Annotated in this window: 15 protein-coding genes; 13 read left to right on the forward strand and 2 right to left on the reverse strand. The window is 68.9% G+C overall.

The window, feature by feature from the left end:
- The first annotated feature begins 198 nt into the window (after positions 1–198).
- The 8 genes from ACFV9M_RS10340 (at position 199) to ACFV9M_RS10375 (ending at position 9,184) form a co-directional block, all read left to right on the forward strand.
- Positions 199–1,203: a hypothetical protein gene (locus ACFV9M_RS10340; RefSeq protein ID WP_385065354.1), complete on the forward strand. Its 1,005-nt coding sequence runs from the start codon at positions 199–201 to the stop codon at positions 1,201–1,203.
- 76 nt (positions 1,204–1,279) lie between these two features.
- Positions 1,280–2,809 (forward strand): amino acid permease, encoded by a 1,530-nt coding sequence (locus tag ACFV9M_RS10345; protein WP_385065351.1) that lies wholly within the window; start codon positions 1,280–1,282, stop codon positions 2,807–2,809.
- On the forward strand, positions 2,809–4,239 hold the full coding sequence (locus ACFV9M_RS10350; RefSeq protein ID WP_385065348.1) for a glutamine synthetase family protein: 1,431 nt from the start codon (positions 2,809–2,811) through the stop codon (positions 4,237–4,239). Before ACFV9M_RS10345 ends, ACFV9M_RS10350 begins: the two co-directional genes overlap by 1 nt.
- Before the next feature lie 32 nt (positions 4,240–4,271).
- The gene (locus ACFV9M_RS10355; RefSeq protein WP_385065346.1) at positions 4,272–4,769 is read left to right on the forward strand and encodes a helix-turn-helix transcriptional regulator; all 498 of its coding nucleotides are present in this window, start codon (positions 4,272–4,274) and stop codon (positions 4,767–4,769) included.
- A 133-nt stretch (positions 4,770–4,902) separates the two neighbouring features.
- Positions 4,903–5,787 (forward strand): phosphotransferase enzyme family protein, encoded by an 885-nt coding sequence (locus ACFV9M_RS10360; RefSeq protein ID WP_385065344.1) that lies wholly within the window; start codon positions 4,903–4,905, stop codon positions 5,785–5,787.
- Positions 5,784–5,960 (forward strand): hypothetical protein, encoded by a 177-nt coding sequence (locus ACFV9M_RS10365; RefSeq protein ID WP_385065341.1) that lies wholly within the window; start codon positions 5,784–5,786, stop codon positions 5,958–5,960. Before ACFV9M_RS10360 ends, ACFV9M_RS10365 begins: the two co-directional genes overlap by 4 nt.
- Positions 5,961–5,965: 5 nt before the next feature.
- A complete protein-coding gene (locus ACFV9M_RS10370; RefSeq protein WP_385065339.1) occupies positions 5,966–7,012 on the forward strand; it encodes a phosphotransferase enzyme family protein in 1,047 nt (348 codons plus the stop codon).
- 201 nt (positions 7,013–7,213) lie between these two features.
- The gene (locus tag ACFV9M_RS10375; protein ID WP_385065338.1) at positions 7,214–9,184 is read left to right on the forward strand and encodes an ABC transporter ATP-binding protein; all 1,971 of its coding nucleotides are present in this window, start codon (positions 7,214–7,216) and stop codon (positions 9,182–9,184) included.
- A gap of 83 nt (positions 9,185–9,267) precedes the next feature.
- Here the strand turns inward: ACFV9M_RS10375 and ACFV9M_RS10380 are convergent, their stop codons facing one another.
- Positions 9,268–9,708: a pyridoxamine 5'-phosphate oxidase family protein gene (locus ACFV9M_RS10380; protein WP_385065335.1), complete on the reverse strand. Its 441-nt coding sequence runs from the start codon at positions 9,706–9,708 to the stop codon at positions 9,268–9,270.
- Between the two features lie 696 nt (positions 9,709–10,404).
- Here ACFV9M_RS10380 and ACFV9M_RS10385 point away from each other — a divergent pair.
- Genes ACFV9M_RS10385 through ACFV9M_RS10395 form a run of 3 tightly spaced genes read left to right on the forward strand, consistent with a single transcriptional unit; the run spans position 10,405 to position 13,281 of the window.
- Complete coding sequence (locus tag ACFV9M_RS10385) at positions 10,405–10,938, forward strand: hypothetical protein (RefSeq protein WP_385065332.1); 534 nt, start codon at positions 10,405–10,407, stop codon at positions 10,936–10,938.
- A 3-nt stretch (positions 10,939–10,941) separates the two neighbouring features.
- Positions 10,942–12,057 carry an MAB_1171c family putative transporter gene (locus tag ACFV9M_RS10390; RefSeq protein ID WP_385065329.1) on the forward strand — a complete coding sequence of 372 codons (1,116 nt, stop codon included), beginning with the start codon at positions 10,942–10,944 and terminating at the stop codon, positions 12,055–12,057.
- A 27-nt stretch (positions 12,058–12,084) separates the two neighbouring features.
- Positions 12,085–13,281: an amidohydrolase family protein gene (locus tag ACFV9M_RS10395; RefSeq protein ID WP_385065326.1), complete on the forward strand. Its 1,197-nt coding sequence runs from the start codon at positions 12,085–12,087 to the stop codon at positions 13,279–13,281.
- A gap of 42 nt (positions 13,282–13,323) precedes the next feature.
- Here the strand turns inward: ACFV9M_RS10395 and ACFV9M_RS10400 are convergent, their stop codons facing one another.
- Complete coding sequence (locus tag ACFV9M_RS10400; RefSeq protein WP_385065323.1) at positions 13,324–14,223, reverse strand: helix-turn-helix transcriptional regulator; 900 nt, start codon at positions 14,221–14,223, stop codon at positions 13,324–13,326.
- Positions 14,224–14,636: 413 nt separating this feature from the next.
- Here ACFV9M_RS10400 and ACFV9M_RS10405 point away from each other — a divergent pair, with 413 nt between their 5' ends.
- Complete coding sequence (locus ACFV9M_RS10405; RefSeq protein ID WP_385065320.1) at positions 14,637–14,957, forward strand: transcriptional regulator; 321 nt, start codon at positions 14,637–14,639, stop codon at positions 14,955–14,957.
- A gap of 1 nt (position 14,958) precedes the next feature.
- Positions 14,959–15,930 carry a hypothetical protein gene (locus ACFV9M_RS10410; protein WP_385065317.1) on the forward strand — a complete coding sequence of 324 codons (972 nt, stop codon included), beginning with the start codon at positions 14,959–14,961 and terminating at the stop codon, positions 15,928–15,930.
- Positions 15,931–16,002 lie beyond the last annotated feature (72 nt).

The raw sequence follows: 16,002 nt of genomic DNA on the forward strand, positions 1-16,002 counted from the left end.
GACTCGGGCACCGCTTCGCCTCCCAGCGGCGGTGCACCACCAACTTCGCGGCCCCACCCCCCCAACTCGCCTGAGGCCCCCGATGACACTGACGTTCAACCCAGAGCGCACGACGCCACCTCGCACAGTTCGAACACGCCGGACGAGCGGCCTCGAACTCGCGTTCCGCCACCGTCCCGTTCACGGCGGGGGACTCTGATGCGCCTCGTGTATCACCCCGCCGGCCACGACGACGACCTGGGCGTGGCCCTGGTTGAGCTGCAGGCCGGCCGCTGGAGAACGGCACGGCAACTGCTGCTGGCCACGGCCACGCATTGGGCACTGCGAACGTCACGCACCCAGCTGCTGGCGGTGGCAGCCGCCCGGTCCGATGTGGTGGGCGTGTGGCTCGACGAAGAGTCCGGCAGCTACGACGCGCAGTTGATGGGTGCCCGCGTGGCCGTCGAGCGGGCGCTGCGCGCGCACAGGCAACAGCATCCGCAGACGCTGGAGTTCGAGTTCAGGGCTCGGCGTGACGCGCTGCTGGCGGCGCGTCGCGCGCCGCATGATCCCGTGCCCTGGGTGTGCCTCCTGGCTCTGGCGCAGATCGACACCCGGCAGCTGCGCCAGGAACACCGCGTGGATGCCGACGAGCCGATGTTGCCCAGCGGTCCGTGGGGGCTGTTGTACGAGGTCAACCGGCGTGACCCGTACAACCGGGAGGCCTACCACCGGGTGCTGCAGTTCATGCTCTCCCTGGAGGGCCCGCCGGGTGCCTCCCTGGCCGCGGTCGTCGACTTCGGTCGGGCCGTCGCCTCGCAGCGGCCCGTCGGATCGGCACTGCTGCTTCTGCCCGCGTACGCGCAGGTCGAGCTCCGACGGCGATCGCGCGTCGATCCGCTGTGGCGGCGACAGTGGGCACAGGAGTCGACGCTCGACTACACGCTGACCGCGTTCCACGACTGGTTCCACAAGACGCACGGCGAGCGGCGCTCAGTGGCTGACCTGAGCCTTCTTGCCTACGCGTTGTGGGCAGGCCACAAGTACCTGGAAGCCGCCGAGGTGTTCGAGGCGATGGGCCCGTACGCGGCCCGCGAGCCGTGGGCGTCGGTGCATGAAGGGGCCGTAGGGCCAGACCCGGGTGAGGCGCTGCTCCTTCGAGCGCGCGCCGAGTCCCTTTCCTACGCCCGTACCCGTAGGCCGCGCGCCGGGCCGCACCCATAACCGGAATCCGTTTCCCACGAAGCCGCATTGGCATGAACCTGCCCATTTGTTTCTCTCTGAACTTGGAGGCTGACCTGTGTCTCGCTTGAGTCCGAACCACCGCGCGTCGTCCCGGAAGCCCGATGACGCATACCTGCGGGAGCTCGGCTACGAGCCCGTGCTGACCCGGCGCATGGGGCCGTTCGGAAACTTCGCGATCTCCTTCAGCGTCATCAGCGTCCTGTCCGGCTGTATGACCCTGTACGGCTTCGGCCTGAACACCGGCGGCCCGTCGGTGATGCTGTGGGGCTGGCTCGTCGTCGGCGCCATGGTGATGTTCATCGGCGCCGCCCTCGCCGAGGTGACCTCCGCCTATCCGACCTCCGGGGCCCTGTACTACCAGGCGGAGCAGCTCGGTGGCCGGAAGTGGGGCTGGTACACGGGCTGGCTGAACCTGCTGGGCCTGCTCGGGGCGATCGCCGGCATCGACTACGGGGCCGCGCTGTTCACGGGTGCCCTGTTCAACCTGCAGTGGGGGTTCGAGCCGACGCCGGGCAAGATCATGGTGATCTTCCTGTGCATCCTCGCCCTGCACCTCGCCCTGAACCTGTTCGGGGTCCGGCTGGTCAGCATCCTCAACAGCATCAGCGTCTGGTGGCACCTCGGCGGCGTCACGGTGATCGTCGGCGCTCTGGCGATCGTCCCCTCCCACCACCAGTCCTCGGACTTCGTGTTCGGCGAGTTCGTCAACAACACCGGCTGGAGCCCCCTCTACGCGGCGGTGCTCGGTCTGCTGCTGGCCCAGTACACGTTCTGCGGATACGACGCCTCCGCGCACCTGTCGGAGGAGACGACCGACGCCCAGGTGTCCGCGTCCCGCGGGATCATCCACGCGATCGGCTGGTCGTGGCTGGCCGGGTTCGTCCTGCTGGCCGGGCTCACGTTCGCGATCCAGGACTACGCGGGCACCGTGGGCACGGCGACGGGGGTGCCGCCGGCGCAGATCTTCCTGGATGCCCTGGGTGTGGCGGGGGCGAAGGCACTGCTCCTGGTAGTGATCATCGCGCAGTTGTGCTGTGGCAATGCCGAGACCGCCGCGGCCAGTCGGATGGTGTTCGCGTTCTCGCGTGACGGGGCGCTGCCGGGCTCGCACCTGTGGCGGCAGGTCGACCGTCGTACCGGCACTCCGCGGATGGCCGTGCTGCTGGCCGTCGTGTGCGCCGCAGTCCTGGCCCTGCCGAGCCTGTACAGCCCGGTCGCGTACGCGGCGATCACCAGCATCAACGTGGTCGGCATCACCCCGGCGTACGCGATCCCGATCTACCTGCGCATCAAGAACCGGGACCGCTTCCGCCCCGGCCCCTGGAACCTCGGCAACTGGGGCGTGGCCGTCGGCACGATCGCCGTTGTCTGGGTGGTGTTCGTGACGGTGCTGTTCTGCCTGCCGCAGACACGCCCCGCCGGCGGCGTCCTGGTGTCCGTGGAGACCTTCAACTACGCGCCGATCGCTCTGCTCGTCGTCCTCGCGCTGGCCTGGGCGTGGTGGCGGAAGCAGGGCAGCTCGTACGAAGTGCCGGCCCAGAACTTCGACCGCTCAGCGGCCACGTACGAAGACGAGGTCGTCTGATGACGAGAACCACGAGCGGCAACGGCACCGTGGCACGCCTGACTGCCGCGTCCGTCACCGAACAGGGCGGGCGATCCGAGAAGGCATTCTCCCTGTCCGACCTGCGGAACCTCGTCAAGGCGGGCGCCATCGACACGGTGCTGCTCGCCGTCCCCGATCTGCAGGGGAGGCTGAAGGGGAAGCGCTACGACGCGGACCACTTCCTCAAGCGCGTCGCGCATCACGGTGCCGAGGTGTGCGCCTACGTCCTGGCCACCGACATCGACATGAGCCCGGCGGACGGCTTCGCTCTCACCTCGTGGGAGACCGGTTACCAGGACCTGTCCGTACAACCGGCCCTGTCGACCCTGAGCCTGGTGCCGTGGCTGCCGCGCACCGTTGTCGTACTCGGCGATGCCGTCCACCACGACGGAACGCCGATCGACATCGCGCCCCGCCAGATCCTCCACCAGCAGCTGACCCGGCTGTCGCGGCACGGCCTGCACCCCAAGGCGGGGATCGAGACCGAGTTCGTCCTCTACAAGGGCACGTACGAGGACGCGGAACAGGCCAACTACCAGGGCCTGCGGCCGTTGACGACGGGGAACCTGGACTACGACCTCGATCACGACCCCGTATCCGACCGGTTCCTGCGGCGTCTTCAGCGGGCGCTCGCCGGCGCGGGGATGCCCGTGGAAGCGATCAAGACCGAGGCCGGTCCTGGCCAGGTCGAGGTGACCTTCCCGTATGGTGGTGCGCTCACCGCCTGCGACCGGCACCCCCTCTTCAAGCACGCCGTGCGCACCCTGGGTCTGCGCGCCGGTCTGGCACCCACGTTCATGGCAGCCCCGGAAACCGACCGAGCCAACGGCCTGCACCTGCACGTCTCGCTGTGGTCGAAGGCCATCAGCCAACTCAACGAGCCCGGCAGCGAGTACGGGCTGTCCCAGATCGGTGAGCACGCCATCGCGGGTCTGCTCGCCGGCCTGCCCGAGTTGGGCCCGTTCTACGCGCCCAACGTCAACTCCTACAAGCGGTTCACGACCGGCTCGTTCGCGCCGACCACGTTCACCTGGGGCCGTGACAACCGCACCTGCGCGGTCCGCGTCGTCGGCCGCGGTGAAGGACTGCACCTGGAGATCCGTGTGCCGGGCGCGGACGCCAACCCGTACCTGGCGCTGTCGGCGGTACTGGCGGCCATCGACCACGGTCTCGAGCGGAAGCTCACCCTCGGTCCCGAAGCGACCGGCAATGCCTATCGCGCAGGTGGGATCCCCGTGCCCTCCACCCTCGGACCGGCTCTGACCGCCTTCGAGAACAGCGTCTTCGCGCAGGAAGCCTTCGGCGCCGGTGTGGTCGAGCACTATGCCCGTCTCGCCCGCCTGGAACTCGCCCACGACGAACACCTTGTCACCGACACCGAGCGGCAGCGATGGCTGGCTCGCGCCTGACACGCCCCGCCCCACAGAAAGGCCGCACAACCGTGAGTGCCCGCCCGACCCGCCCGCCCGCGACGCTTCCGCTGACACCCGCACAGCTTCGGATCGCCCAGAAGGTCGCGGAGGGCGAGAACACCCACGCGATCGCCTCCGAGCTGTCCATCACCGTCGGCACGATCAACGTGCAGCTGAAGCACGCCGGACAGAAGCTCGGCGTGAGAGGCCGGGTCGCCGTCGTCCACGCCTGCTTCGTCACCGGGCAACTCCAGCGTCCCGAGACGGCCGCCTCCCCGGAGGCCTTCTCGGATACGGAGATCGAGACATGGCGGATGGTCGCGATCGGTGCGACGTCACAGGAGTTCGCGGACCGGGCCCGCATCAGCCGTGACAGCGCGCTGGCCTGGGTCAGGGCCCTGCGGAAGCGCGTGAAAGCCGAGAACGACCCGCACCTCGTGACGCTCGGCTGGGGCCGGGAGGTGCTCGACGAGTCCCTGACCGAGATGGCCTCCGGGACCGTCCTCCACGTTCCCACCCCCAGATGACCAGCCCAGACCGCACTGTCAGTGCCCCCTGGCAAGCTACCCACCCACAACAGGACACTGAGCGCATCCGACCCGTCACCCATCGTGGCGCGGTCGGAGCGCTCGGCGAGCGGAAGGGCGCACCGTGACCGACATGCCCAGCGCACTCCACCACCTGGTGGAGTCGGTGACCGACACATACACGGTGGTCGCCGAGCACCCCAGGCCCGGCGACATCCGGCCTTCTGTCTGGGAACTCAACGGGCCTGATGGCGAGAGGTGGTTCGGGAAGGTCCACGCGGGCCCGAAGCTCCACCACCGAGAGGTGACCGCGTACCAGAAGTGGACCGTGGCCATGGGCGTCGGCCGTGCACCCGAGTTGGTCGCCGCGGACACGCAGACACGCACCGCTCTGATCACCGCCGTTCCCGGACGAAGCCTCGACACGCTGCGTCTGCCGGCCGAGCAGGAACGGGCGGCCTACGAGCAGGCCGGCGAACTGCTCGCCCGGTTCCACACCGCGGCAGCCGACGAGCCGACGCAGGAAGCAACGGAGGAGGCGTGGGACGAGGCGGTCGCCCAACTGCTGGACGGGACGGCGGCGTACGCACCGGAGCCGGACCTCGCGTTGGTGCGCACGCTCGCCGAGGAAGCTCCTCCGAGCCTGCCCCAGGTATCCCAGCACGGCGACTACATGCCCAAGAACTGGATGTGGGACGAGACCGAGCAGCGTCTGCGGGTCATCGACTTCGAAAGGGCCGAGTTTCGGTCCGCCGCCTACCGGGACCTGAGCCGACTGCGCTACCGGATCCTGAGCCACCGCCCCGACCTCAACGCCGCCTTTCACCACGGATACGGCCGGCCCCTCACTGCGGAGGAACTCGTCGCATGCCGGGCGTACGGGGCACTGGACGCCCTGGACTCGCTGAACTGGGGGATCAGGCACCGCGACGTCGGCCTGGTCGACGAGGCGCACATCATGCTGGAGAACCTGCGCCTGGAGACCCGCAAGAGGGTGTGGGGCGGGTGGCGTACGTGAACGACTTCGCTCGAACCTCAGCGGCTTCGCGCCTGTTCGGCGTTCGTCGCGATGACTTCGAACAGACCGTCACCAACACCCTCACCCGCTTCGTCGACAGGCAAGTGCTCACGGAGGACAGCGCCTTCACCCTCCTCACGGCATGCCGTCCCTCCGCACACGAAGGTCGGTGATCTGTATGGACGAAACAGGCTGGGGCGAGACGTTGACCGCTGACGTGCTGGAAGACCGGTACGGGCTGGTCGCCGACATAGTCGAACCGGTGCACATGGGCACGGACACCATCAACCGGCGGGTCCTGACGGACGACGGGCTGCGGCTGTATGTCAAGCAGTACCCGTCGATGGCCGACCTGGACGAGGCGCGCAACGCGTGGGACATGTCGGAATACTGCCGGGCCGCGAAGCTCCCCGTTCCGCGGGTGTGGCCCGACGCCAACGACAATCTGGTCACCATCGCGGGAGGCAGCGCGTGGGCCGTGGTCGACGAGGCTCCCGGACGGGTGAACCCCTCGGCGATGACGGTCCCCCTCGCCGAGCACATCGGCGTCGTCATGGGACGCATGCACCGTGCGCTCGCCGCGTACCCGCTGCCGAAGCGCGTGCAGCAGACCCGCTGGCGGACCGAGCCCGTCGAGGACGCCGCAGCGAAATGCGACGCCGTGCTGGCCAGAGCCACGAGCCAAGGCCACGACCGTCTCGACCAACTGCGCGTCGACCTCGACCAGCGGCGTGAGGACCTGCGGGCCCACGTCCACCAGTTGCGGGAACATCTGCCCGAGGCCCTGGCGGAACAGGCGCTGCATGCGGATCTCAGCCGCACCAACCTGATCACCCTCGCCGATGCCGTCACCGGCGTCATCGACTTCCGCTGTGCCAGCGCGATGCCGGCCTGGGAGTTGGGGCGGGCGGCGTTCGACCCGCGCACCGTCGCCACCAGCACCGAGTGGGGCGCTTGCGTCCTGGCCATGGTCGGGGCCTACCGCTCGGAGCACCCCAGCCTTCCGATGTCGGAGGTGCGGGCATGCGCCCGGATCGCGCTGCTGTACATGCTGTTCAGCTTCTACGGCGCCACCACCTCCGAGTACGACCTGCCGGGGGAGGCGGAGGCGGACCTGAAACGGCACTGGCGCGAGCGCCAGATCGCCATCCGCCGCCTGCTCAGTGACCTTGAGGGCCTCGAAGACGAGCTCAACGGCCTTGAGGCGAGCGGAGGCACGTCGTGACCATCCAGCACCTTCCGACCGCGCTGAACGAAACGGCTGGCAAGCGACAGCCTCAACCACCAACGGCACACAGGGGGACGTCTTGGCGTATCAAACCGTGATCGGTCCGCACCTGGTACTCATCCGCGAACAGCGTGATCCGCTGGGACTCCGTACGCACTCCCTGGCCGGGCACCGCGTGTCGGCGGAGGGCTGGAGCCGATGACAACCATCCCGAAGCCCACCGCGACACCCGCGCCGACCGGCGAGGCGGAGGTCTCGGATGAGGAACTGAAGTTCGTCATCCCCGGCGACCGCCGTATCGAGGCCGCCAACGCGATCACGACCCGTGCGATGGCCCGACGACTGCCCCAACTGATCCGCCGGTCCCTCGCACTGGGCTGGCAGGTCGACCGCGCCGCGGTCATCGCCCTGCTGGGCGTGCAACTCCTCTCGGGGGTGCTGGAAGCGTTCGGGCTGATGGCCACCACCGGGGTGATCAAGCCGCTGATCGCCTCGCAGCACATCAGCGGCGACCAGCTCCGCTCCGCCGTGCCCTCCCTCGCCGTCCTGTCGGGGGCCATCGGTCTGCGCGCCCTGCTGGGCATCGCCTCCACCGCGCTGTCGGCCCGGCTGGCCCCGCGTATCGCCCGGGAGGCCGAACTCGAGCTCCTCGACGCGGCGACCAAGGCGGAACTCGCCGCGTACGACAACCCCGGATACAACGACCGCTGGGACGCGGCCGACCGCGGAGTGGAGGTCTCCAGGGACCTCCTCACCGAAGCCCAGTACATCCTCGCCGCCTCGGCGTCGCTGGTCGCCTCGGCGTTTGTCCTGACCGCCGTGCACCCGATCCTTCTGCCTCTGCTCCTCCTGGCGGCCCTGCCGAAGGGCGTGGCCAGCGTGCGTGCGGCGCGCATCAGCTACGTCGCCTCGCTCGCCACGACGAAGGACCGGCGGCTGCTGGGCATGCTGCGCTGGTACATGGTCGACAAGCAGACCGCCGACCAGGTCCGCTCCGGCACCATGGCGCCGTTCCTGCTCGACAAGTACCGCACGGCCGGGGCGCGGATCGACAGGACCACCGACCAGGCCACCTGGCGCTCGGCCAGGATCTCCCTGCTGGGCGGGGTCGCGGGAGGACTCGCCCACGCGGTGGTGTGGGTGGCCCTGGCGCTACTGGTGTTCACCGGGCAGATCTCGGTCGCCGCCGTCGGCACCGCGTTCCTCGCACTGGGCCGCGTCAGCGCGGGACTGGACGGGATCGTCGGCTACGGGGCCCAACTCTTCCGCACCGGAATGTACTTGGACGACTGGGCGGACTTCATCGACGAAGCCGGCGGGCATCGCATCGACCGCGGCTCCCAGACGCCGGCCGCCCCCACCGTCGTACGCGCCGAGAACATCACCTTCCAATACCCCAGCGCCGACCGCCCCGCCCTCGACGACGTCTCCTTGGAGGTCCGGCGCGGCGAAGTCGTCGCGCTGGTGGGCGAGAACGGCTCCGGCAAGACCACCCTCAGCAAGATCCTGTCGGCTCTGTACCTGCCCGATCAGGGAGCCGTCTCCTGGGACGGAACCGACACCCGGGAGCTGGACGCGCATGCCACCTGGAAGCGTGTCGCCGTCGTACCGCAGTCCTACGCGTGCTGGCCTCTGTCGGCGCGAGAGAACATCACCCTCGGCCAGGCCACCGAGCAAGGGGACGCCGCAGTGCTCGCCGCGGCGCAAGCCGCAGGCGCCGACGAGGTCATCGACGGGTTGCGCAGCGGGCTGAACACCCTGCTGGCCAAGGAGTGGTGGGGTGGGCAGGAACTGTCCGGCGGACAGTGGCAGAGGATCGCGCTCGCCCGCGCCTTCCATCGGCCGGCCGGACTGCTCGTCCTGGACGAACCGACCGCGGCCCTCGACCCAAGGGCCGAGCACCGCATCTTCACCGGGCTGCGCCGGCTTGCCGCAGACCGCGCCGTCGTCCTGGTCACGCACAGGCTCACCAACGTGACCATCGCCGACCGCATCGTCGTTCTGGACAAAGGCCGGGTCATCCAGCACGGCACCCCCGAGGAGCTGCTCGCTCAACAGGACGGCTTGTTCCGTGAACTGTGGGATCTGCAGAACGAGCGCACAGGGCGCGTACCAGCCCCGACCAACTCCGACGAGAACGCCTCACCGAACCAGGCCGCCCTATTCTGAACGGTTCGTTGGTCACGACCTGGACGGGTCTCTGCCCAACCTCCGAGGAGGCCAGATCGTTCTACCGCTGGTCCATGGCGCCGTCAGGCCGCAACGTTTGTCGTCGTGGGCTTCGCCGCACCGACCTGGCCCATGGCCCGGTCGATCGTGATCTCGATGACCACGCGCTCCGGATCCGGAGTCGGCGTCCGTCCGTACCGCTCCCCGTAGCGCGCCACAGCGTCCTCCACGGCGACTGGGTGGGTGCGAACTTCGGCTGTGCCTTCCAGCGTCGCCCAGCGCCCTCCGTCCACTTGGCAGACGGCTACGCGTGCCTGGCCGGGAGGCGCCGCCTGAACGTTGGCGACTTTCCTGCTCGATTTGCGGGTGATAACCCGAGCGATACCGGCGTCGGCGTCCACGGTGACCCCAACCGGCACGACATGCGGGCGGCCGTCCGGACGGAGTGTCGTCAGAGTGCACAGATGGTACTCACTCCAGAACTCCAGGTAGTCGTCGCCTTGGCTGTGTATCTCGCTGCGCATGGCCTGAAGCGTAATGGCGAATCACGCGTCGACTGGCTGAAAGTGGTCATGGCCACAGCTCTGGTCCGTCGCGCGAGCTGGGGATTTCTGTGCTTTATGAGGCTAGTTGCACGATTTATGAACTGTGAAAAAATCTCGGATTGATAACGAAGCGGACGCCCCCTGGCCTGTTTGGCGTGGACGCGTCGCTTACGTGAATTGCCAGCTCAAAAGCATGATCTACAGTCACGTGCGTTAATTTGGTGTGATTTGTTGGGTCGTTGTTGGTGCGGCTTCATGGGTCGCTTTCGGCCAGGTCCTCGTGTGGGCTTCGCGTAGCCTCCGATGCAGTTCCCAAAGCCCGCCGCAGGTGCTTTGCGATCTGTCACCGATCGTTCACGCCAGCGACGTTCGGTAGCAGGTGGGTCTGGGGGGCGCGCACCCGTGTGGACCACGGACCGGGGCGTTCGCGGCACGACGAACTGCTCTCGATGCCCGTGATCACTTCGGTTGCGTCGGTGTGGCGGGGACTGGACATCGTCGAAACGGGCGCGGCCGTCGCTCGGCTCTGTCTCGGAGCCATCCACGGCTGGTACGGAGGGATCACCGATGTGGCCTGGAAGAAGAGACCGCGATGCGGCTCAGCCCAAGTTGCCCGCGCTGGGCGGAGCGAGCCGCCGGCGGTTGGGGCGGTGGCGCACGGCTCAGAAGCGTACGGTGGAGCGAGACCTGCACCGCCGACTACGGCGCGAGCTCCAGAGCCTCGGTATCCAGCCGCCGCTGGACGTGAAGGAACTCTGTCGGGCACTCGGCGAGAGGCGTGGGCGCCCGATCGTCCTGCGACCCTTCCCGCTGGAGAAGCCCGGACCGTCGGGGCTGTGGGTCGACACACCACAGATGGACGTGGTCCTCTACCAGCAGGAAACAACTCCTCTGCATCAGGACCACATCATCCTGCACGAGGTGTTCCACATCATCGTGGCCGAGGACGAGCCGGTCGAGGAGGAGCAGGAAGCTCCGGACGACTTCGTCGAAGGCTGGGCCACGATGATCCCGGTGCTTGATCCCGCCCTGATCCGGCGTGTGGCCCGCCGGTGCTCGTACGACGACGGGGAAGAGTGCGCCGTCGAACTCGCGGCCACGATCATCCTGGAGTGGTCGTCGGTGCTCGACCACGTCACCCCGCTCTCCGAGGATCCCTCGGTCCGACGGGTTCAGGCGGCGCTGGGCGACCGGCGAGGGTGGCTCTGACCCATGACCGAAGTGATCCTCCTGGGCCTCGCGGTCGCGGTCGTCTGGAAGCTGTACCAGTGGTCCCGAGCGCCTCATGACGCGCCGCTTCGTTCCGTCACGTTGTGCCTGCTGAGCGCCGCGCTGTCGTATCCGCTGGCCATGCCTGGCGGCGCCTCGGGAGTCGACACCGTGGCCGGGCACGGCACCGCGAAGCTGGTGCAGAACGTGCTGCTCCTGCTGACGGTCTACTTCCTGATGTGCTTCTACCTGTACTCGGCCGACGGGCAGGCCGGTCGGCTCCGTGCCAGGCGGGAAGCACTCCTCGTGGCGGCCGTGGCAGTAGCGATCACGGTCGCCGCGCTGTCGGTCCCGCACGACGTGTTCGCCGGTTCCTTCAGCACGGCGGACATGACGATTCCCCAGATCGCCTTCTTCTACGGCGGCGCCGGCCTGTACCTCATGTACGCCCTCGGTGCCGCCGGCCGCTGGACCCGACGCTATGCCCGAATGTCACGGCGACCGCACGCCACGGGCCTGTGGATGGCCGCCGTCGGCCTCAGCGCGATGGCGGTGGCCTGCGCGGTCCGAGCGGTCTTCGTCGCCATCCGGTGGAGTGGCGGAACCGTGCCACAGCCCCTCATGGCAGGTGTCGCGTTCCTGCTCGTGGTGTCCATCCTGCTCTTCTTCGTGGGCGTCACCTACCCGGGGGCCCGCGCGAGGGTCACGTCGGCGCGGCTCTGGCTGCGGCGTCGCCGTGACCACCGTCGGCTGGCTCCGCTGTGGCAGCTGCTCGCCGAGGCGTACCCCGAGAACGTGCTGCGGCCCGCTTCGTCCGGGCTGTGGGACCGGTGGCGGGCGCGCGGTGTGCACCGTCGCTACCACCGGCGGATAGTGGAGTGCCGTGACGGACTGGTCGATGTCAGCCCGCACCTGGTCGACGGGTCGGAGGACATCGAAGTGCTCGCTCTCCCTCCGGCCGTGTTGGCGGACCGCCTCCGGCGCGCTGTGGACACGATGGGGGAGGGCACGCTCGTCCCGCGTCCGGCGGTACGGCTGGCAGTGCCCGAGGATGACAACCGAGAAGCGGACGTTCGTCAGCTGATAGCCGTGTCGGACGCGCTGCGCCTGTCTGCCTGACCGCACCGTAGATCAAGGAGGGACCAGATGCTGATCACCGCAGGACGGGTTCTTGTCAGCTCCGGGAAGTACCTGGACGACGGCGCCATCCTCGTCGAGGGAGACTCGATCACGGCGGTGGGGCCACGCGCGCAGCTCGGGGAGCGGGTCGGCACGGACGTGGAGCGGCTCGCGTTCCCCACGGGAACGATCGTGCCCGGTCTCATCGACGCCCACGTCCACCTCGCGTTCGACGGAGGCGCGGACCCCGTGGCCGTGCTCCAGGCGTCCAGCGACGAGACCCTGCTGAGTGACATGCGGCTTCGCGCGGAGCAGCTCCTGCGCAGCGGTGTGACGACGGTCCGTGACCTGGGAGACCGTGACGGCCTTGCCCTGCGCTTGGACGAGGAGATCGCCCGTGGCGGCAGGCCGGGCCCGCGGATCGTGTCCGCGGGTACGCCCGCGACGCCTCCCGGCGGGCACTGCCACTTCCTCGGAGGTGAGGTTTCCGGTGTGGCCGAGGTCCGTGACCTCGTGCGGTACAACATCTCGGCGGGCGCCGGGGTGATCAAGGCGATGGTTACGGGAGGTGGCCTGACCAAGGACGGGCCGAAGAGCTGGCAGAGCCAGTTCACCCTGGAGGAACTCCAGGCCCTGGTGGACGAGGCCCATCAGGCCGGAGTGCCGGTGGCAGCCCACGCTCACGGTACGGACGGCATCGTCGCCGCCGTGGCAGCAGGCGTCGACACGATCGAGCACTGCACGTGGATGACGAACGACGGCTTCGACCTTCGCCAGGACGTCCTGAAGCAGATCATCGACCGGGGCATCGCCGTCTGCCCTGCCGTCAGCCCTCACTGGCAGATGCTCCCCCGCTTCTTCGGCGAGGAACGGGCGGCTGCCATGTTCGACCTCGTACGGCAGATGGCGGAGGCCGGCGCCAAGCTCATCGCCGGAACCGACGCCGGAGTCCAGCGCACGGGGTTCGACGGACTGGTGCCCGCCCTGTCGTTCTACGCGCACCTGGGCCTGCCGAACAGCAAGATCCTCGATATGGCGACCGCCGAAGCGGCTGGCGCACTGGGGCTGGGCGATACGACGGGGCGAATCGCTCCCGGGTTCCGGGCGGACCTGCTGGTGGTCGACGGAGACCCCCTTGAGGATCTCGCCGCGTTGAAGGCGGTCCGGACGGTGGTGGCCGCAGGGCACCGGCACGAGCCGCGCGAGACGACCGCACAGCCGTAGGTGACAGCACGTCCGGGGCTCTTCGGAGTCCCGGACAGGGTGCTACTCGTTCGCCTCCGGTTCTCTCTGCTCCAGCTCCGTGACCAGGTCGTTGACGAATTCCATGACGTTCGCCGGCAATCCCTGGGAGCCCGTCCCCCGACCCCTGACCCGGCCCACGGCCCCGCTCCTCGACGCTGACAGGAGCCGGAGGCCCTCGTAGACCTGACGGGCCACGGCATCGTCCGGCTGGAAGTACATCGGGGACACACCGAAGAAGGCGGCCAGGCCCTCAAGAACGACGGGCGAAGCCGTTTCCGCGACACCGGTCCGGAGAGCCCGGACGCCCTCCCCGGTGATGACCTTCGACCCGGCATGAGCATTGACGGCATCGGCGATCTCCGGGTCCGTCGGCGGCCCCTGCTGCCCGGGGTACGAGCGCTCCAGGATCAGAGTGATCTTCTCGCCCAGCGTGCCGGGTGGCCCCGAGGAGACCGGGACGGTGCCGCCACCCTCGGCGGACTGGCCGGCTTGTGTCTCCTGGGCCTTGGCGATCGAACGGTCCTCCGCCCGCCGCAGCTCCTCCTCGCTCACCCGGTACGCCGCCGCCAGGGCCGGGACGTACTTGTCCTTGAGTCGCCGCTCCCCGCGTTCGGCTCCCGCCACCGGACCGGCGCTCTTGGTTCCGATCAGAGATGCCGTTTCGTACTGGTAGTAGCCGGCATCGCACCGCAGGTCCGTCAGATCAGGCAGTCCGGTACGCGGAAAGAGGCCGTCCAGCCCTCGGTTGAGGACGCGGGCCAGCGCGGGCAGCTTCTCCGCGTCGGGGACCGCGTCCCCGGATTCCCAGCCGGCGACCGTCGAGTCGGCCACGCCGAGGGCCGCAGCCACCTCGGCCTGCGAGATCTCGGCAGCTCGCCGCACCGTGCGCACACGATGTCGGTCGAAGTGACGAGCAGACATCTCAACCTCGTTTTTCGTCAAACCGAAGGAATGTCGGTGCGTTGACTTTTTCATTGAGTCGGAATAGCTTCAGCCTAGCGAAAGACGGGGTGCTCCGCACACCTGCTCGATCTTCGCCTTCGGCCTCTCTGCGGCGCCTCTGAATAGGGCTGGATCTTGGCGCGACCTGCGCATATGTTCGTCGTCGCTCGCCGGGCAGCCCGCCTGGGGAGCGACGGCAAGAAGGAGGCACGTATTCGAGACGGGCAGATCGACCGGGCCGAGTAAAGCCCGGGAAACTGCACCGGCGCCCGGGAGCTACCAACTCCTGGACGCCGGGCCGGCACCCCGAAGGCGCCGATTCACATCCGCGGGCAGCGGGGCTTTTGCACGAGAACCGCCGCACCGCACTCCTACGAACAACGGAGTATCACATGCTCGCCATGCCGAGCGAAACCCCGGCATGCCCGGACACGGCCCGCCAGCACCGCCTCGCGGCCCAGCTCGCCGACATGATCCCCGGGGCGGCCACCATCCGCGTCAGCCTCACCGACCCCGCGCAGACGTGGCCCCACCCGCACACCGTCGCCAAGGACGCGGGCGGGGCAACGGTCGAGCTGAGCCGGACGACCGCCAGGGTCGCGGCACGCTGGATCATGCGGGTCTGGCCGGACGTGAACTGGACCCGCCCGCACACCTTCGACCTCACCACCGCGACCCTCACCCGCAGCGACCTCGTCGGTCGGGGCCGCTGACATGGCTCGGATCCGGACCATCAAGCCGGAGGCGTTCTTCTCCGAGTCGCTCGCCGAGGTGAGCGTCGAGGCGGAGCGGACGTTCTTCGGCCTCCTCACCCAGGCCGACGACCACGGCCGCCATCGCGACAACGCCGCGATCATCGCGGGGCTGCTCTGGCCCCTGCGGGCCGAGCACACGTCGGTACACGTCGAGGACGACCTCCAGCAGCTTGCCAACGCCGGCCTGCTCTGCCGGTACACCGGCTGCGACGGCCGCCGCTACCTCCATGTCGTGACCTGGTCCGAGCACCAGAAGATCGACAAGGCCAGCCAGTCCCGACTGCCCTCCTGCCCGCAGCACCAAGCGGCGGGCCGGTGCGGTCCTTGCAAGGGGACCTGCACCCGGCACCCCGAAGCATCGCCCACCCCTACCCGAGGACTCGCCGAGACTTCGCCGAACACTCCCCGAACCCTCGATCCGCCCTCGCAGCCTGCTCCGACGCCTCCCGTCCCCCGGAGCTGGGCCCCGGCCGCCCGGCAGGACCCCTTGGCCGGCCTCGCCGGCACCCCTGATCGCAGTGACAAGAAAGCCGCAGGTCAGGAGGCATTCGCCGAGGGCTCCCCAAAGCCTCCCCGAAGCCTCGGAGAGGGCTCGGCGCCTGGATCTAGGATCTTGGATCCTGGATCTTCATTCCCTACGGGGCGCACAGCGCCCGCCACCACCGTCTCGGTCAACGACCTGATCGGCGAGTACGTCGCCGCGTGCGACGAGCGTCCGCCCAGCGACGTGATCGGACACCTCGGCCGCATCGCCAAGAAACTCCTCGGCGAGGGGATCGCCCCGGAGCACGTCCGCGCCGGACTGAAGCGCTTCGCGGAGATCCAGGGCCACCCCAGCCGCCTGCCGAGCCTGGTCAACGACGCCATGAACGCACGAGCGGCCGGTTTGGCGCGGCCGGGAAACCGGCCTAGGGCCTGTATTGAGTCGTGATCGATCTGCCGGATCTGCCCTCGCCGAGTCGGTGGATCCGGTAGTCCAGTACGTATGACGCGTGCGCAATTG

The organism is Streptomyces sp. NPDC059895 (genome assembly GCF_042731035.1).
Classification (GTDB): domain Bacteria; phylum Actinomycetota; class Actinomycetes; order Streptomycetales; family Streptomycetaceae; genus Streptomyces.

What these genes read in the sequence shown, in the direction of transcription:
- ACFV9M_RS10340 (WP_385065354.1), top strand. Translation starts at nt 199, where the DNA reads ATGCGCCTCGTGTATCACCCCGCCGGCCACGACGACGACCTGGGCGTG.
- ACFV9M_RS10350 (WP_385065348.1), top strand. Translation starts at nt 2,809, where the DNA reads ATGACGAGAACCACGAGCGGCAACGGCACCGTGGCACGCCTGACTGCC.
- ACFV9M_RS10360 (WP_385065344.1), top strand. Translation starts at nt 4,903, where the DNA reads ATGCCCAGCGCACTCCACCACCTGGTGGAGTCGGTGACCGACACATAC.
- ACFV9M_RS10370 (WP_385065339.1), top strand. Translation starts at nt 5,966, where the DNA reads ATGGACGAAACAGGCTGGGGCGAGACGTTGACCGCTGACGTGCTGGAA.
- ACFV9M_RS10375 (WP_385065338.1), top strand. Translation starts at nt 7,214, where the DNA reads ATGACAACCATCCCGAAGCCCACCGCGACACCCGCGCCGACCGGCGAG.
- ACFV9M_RS10380 (WP_385065335.1), bottom strand. Translation starts at nt 9,708, where the DNA reads ATGCGCAGCGAGATACACAGCCAAGGCGACGACTACCTGGAGTTCTGG.
- ACFV9M_RS10390 (WP_385065329.1), top strand. Translation starts at nt 10,942, where the DNA reads ATGACCGAAGTGATCCTCCTGGGCCTCGCGGTCGCGGTCGTCTGGAAG.
- ACFV9M_RS10395 (WP_385065326.1), top strand. Translation starts at nt 12,085, where the DNA reads ATGCTGATCACCGCAGGACGGGTTCTTGTCAGCTCCGGGAAGTACCTG.
- ACFV9M_RS10400 (WP_385065323.1), bottom strand. Translation starts at nt 14,223, where the DNA reads ATGTCTGCTCGTCACTTCGACCGACATCGTGTGCGCACGGTGCGGCGA.
- ACFV9M_RS10405 (WP_385065320.1), top strand. Translation starts at nt 14,637, where the DNA reads ATGCTCGCCATGCCGAGCGAAACCCCGGCATGCCCGGACACGGCCCGC.
- ACFV9M_RS10410 (WP_385065317.1), top strand. Translation starts at nt 14,959, where the DNA reads ATGGCTCGGATCCGGACCATCAAGCCGGAGGCGTTCTTCTCCGAGTCG.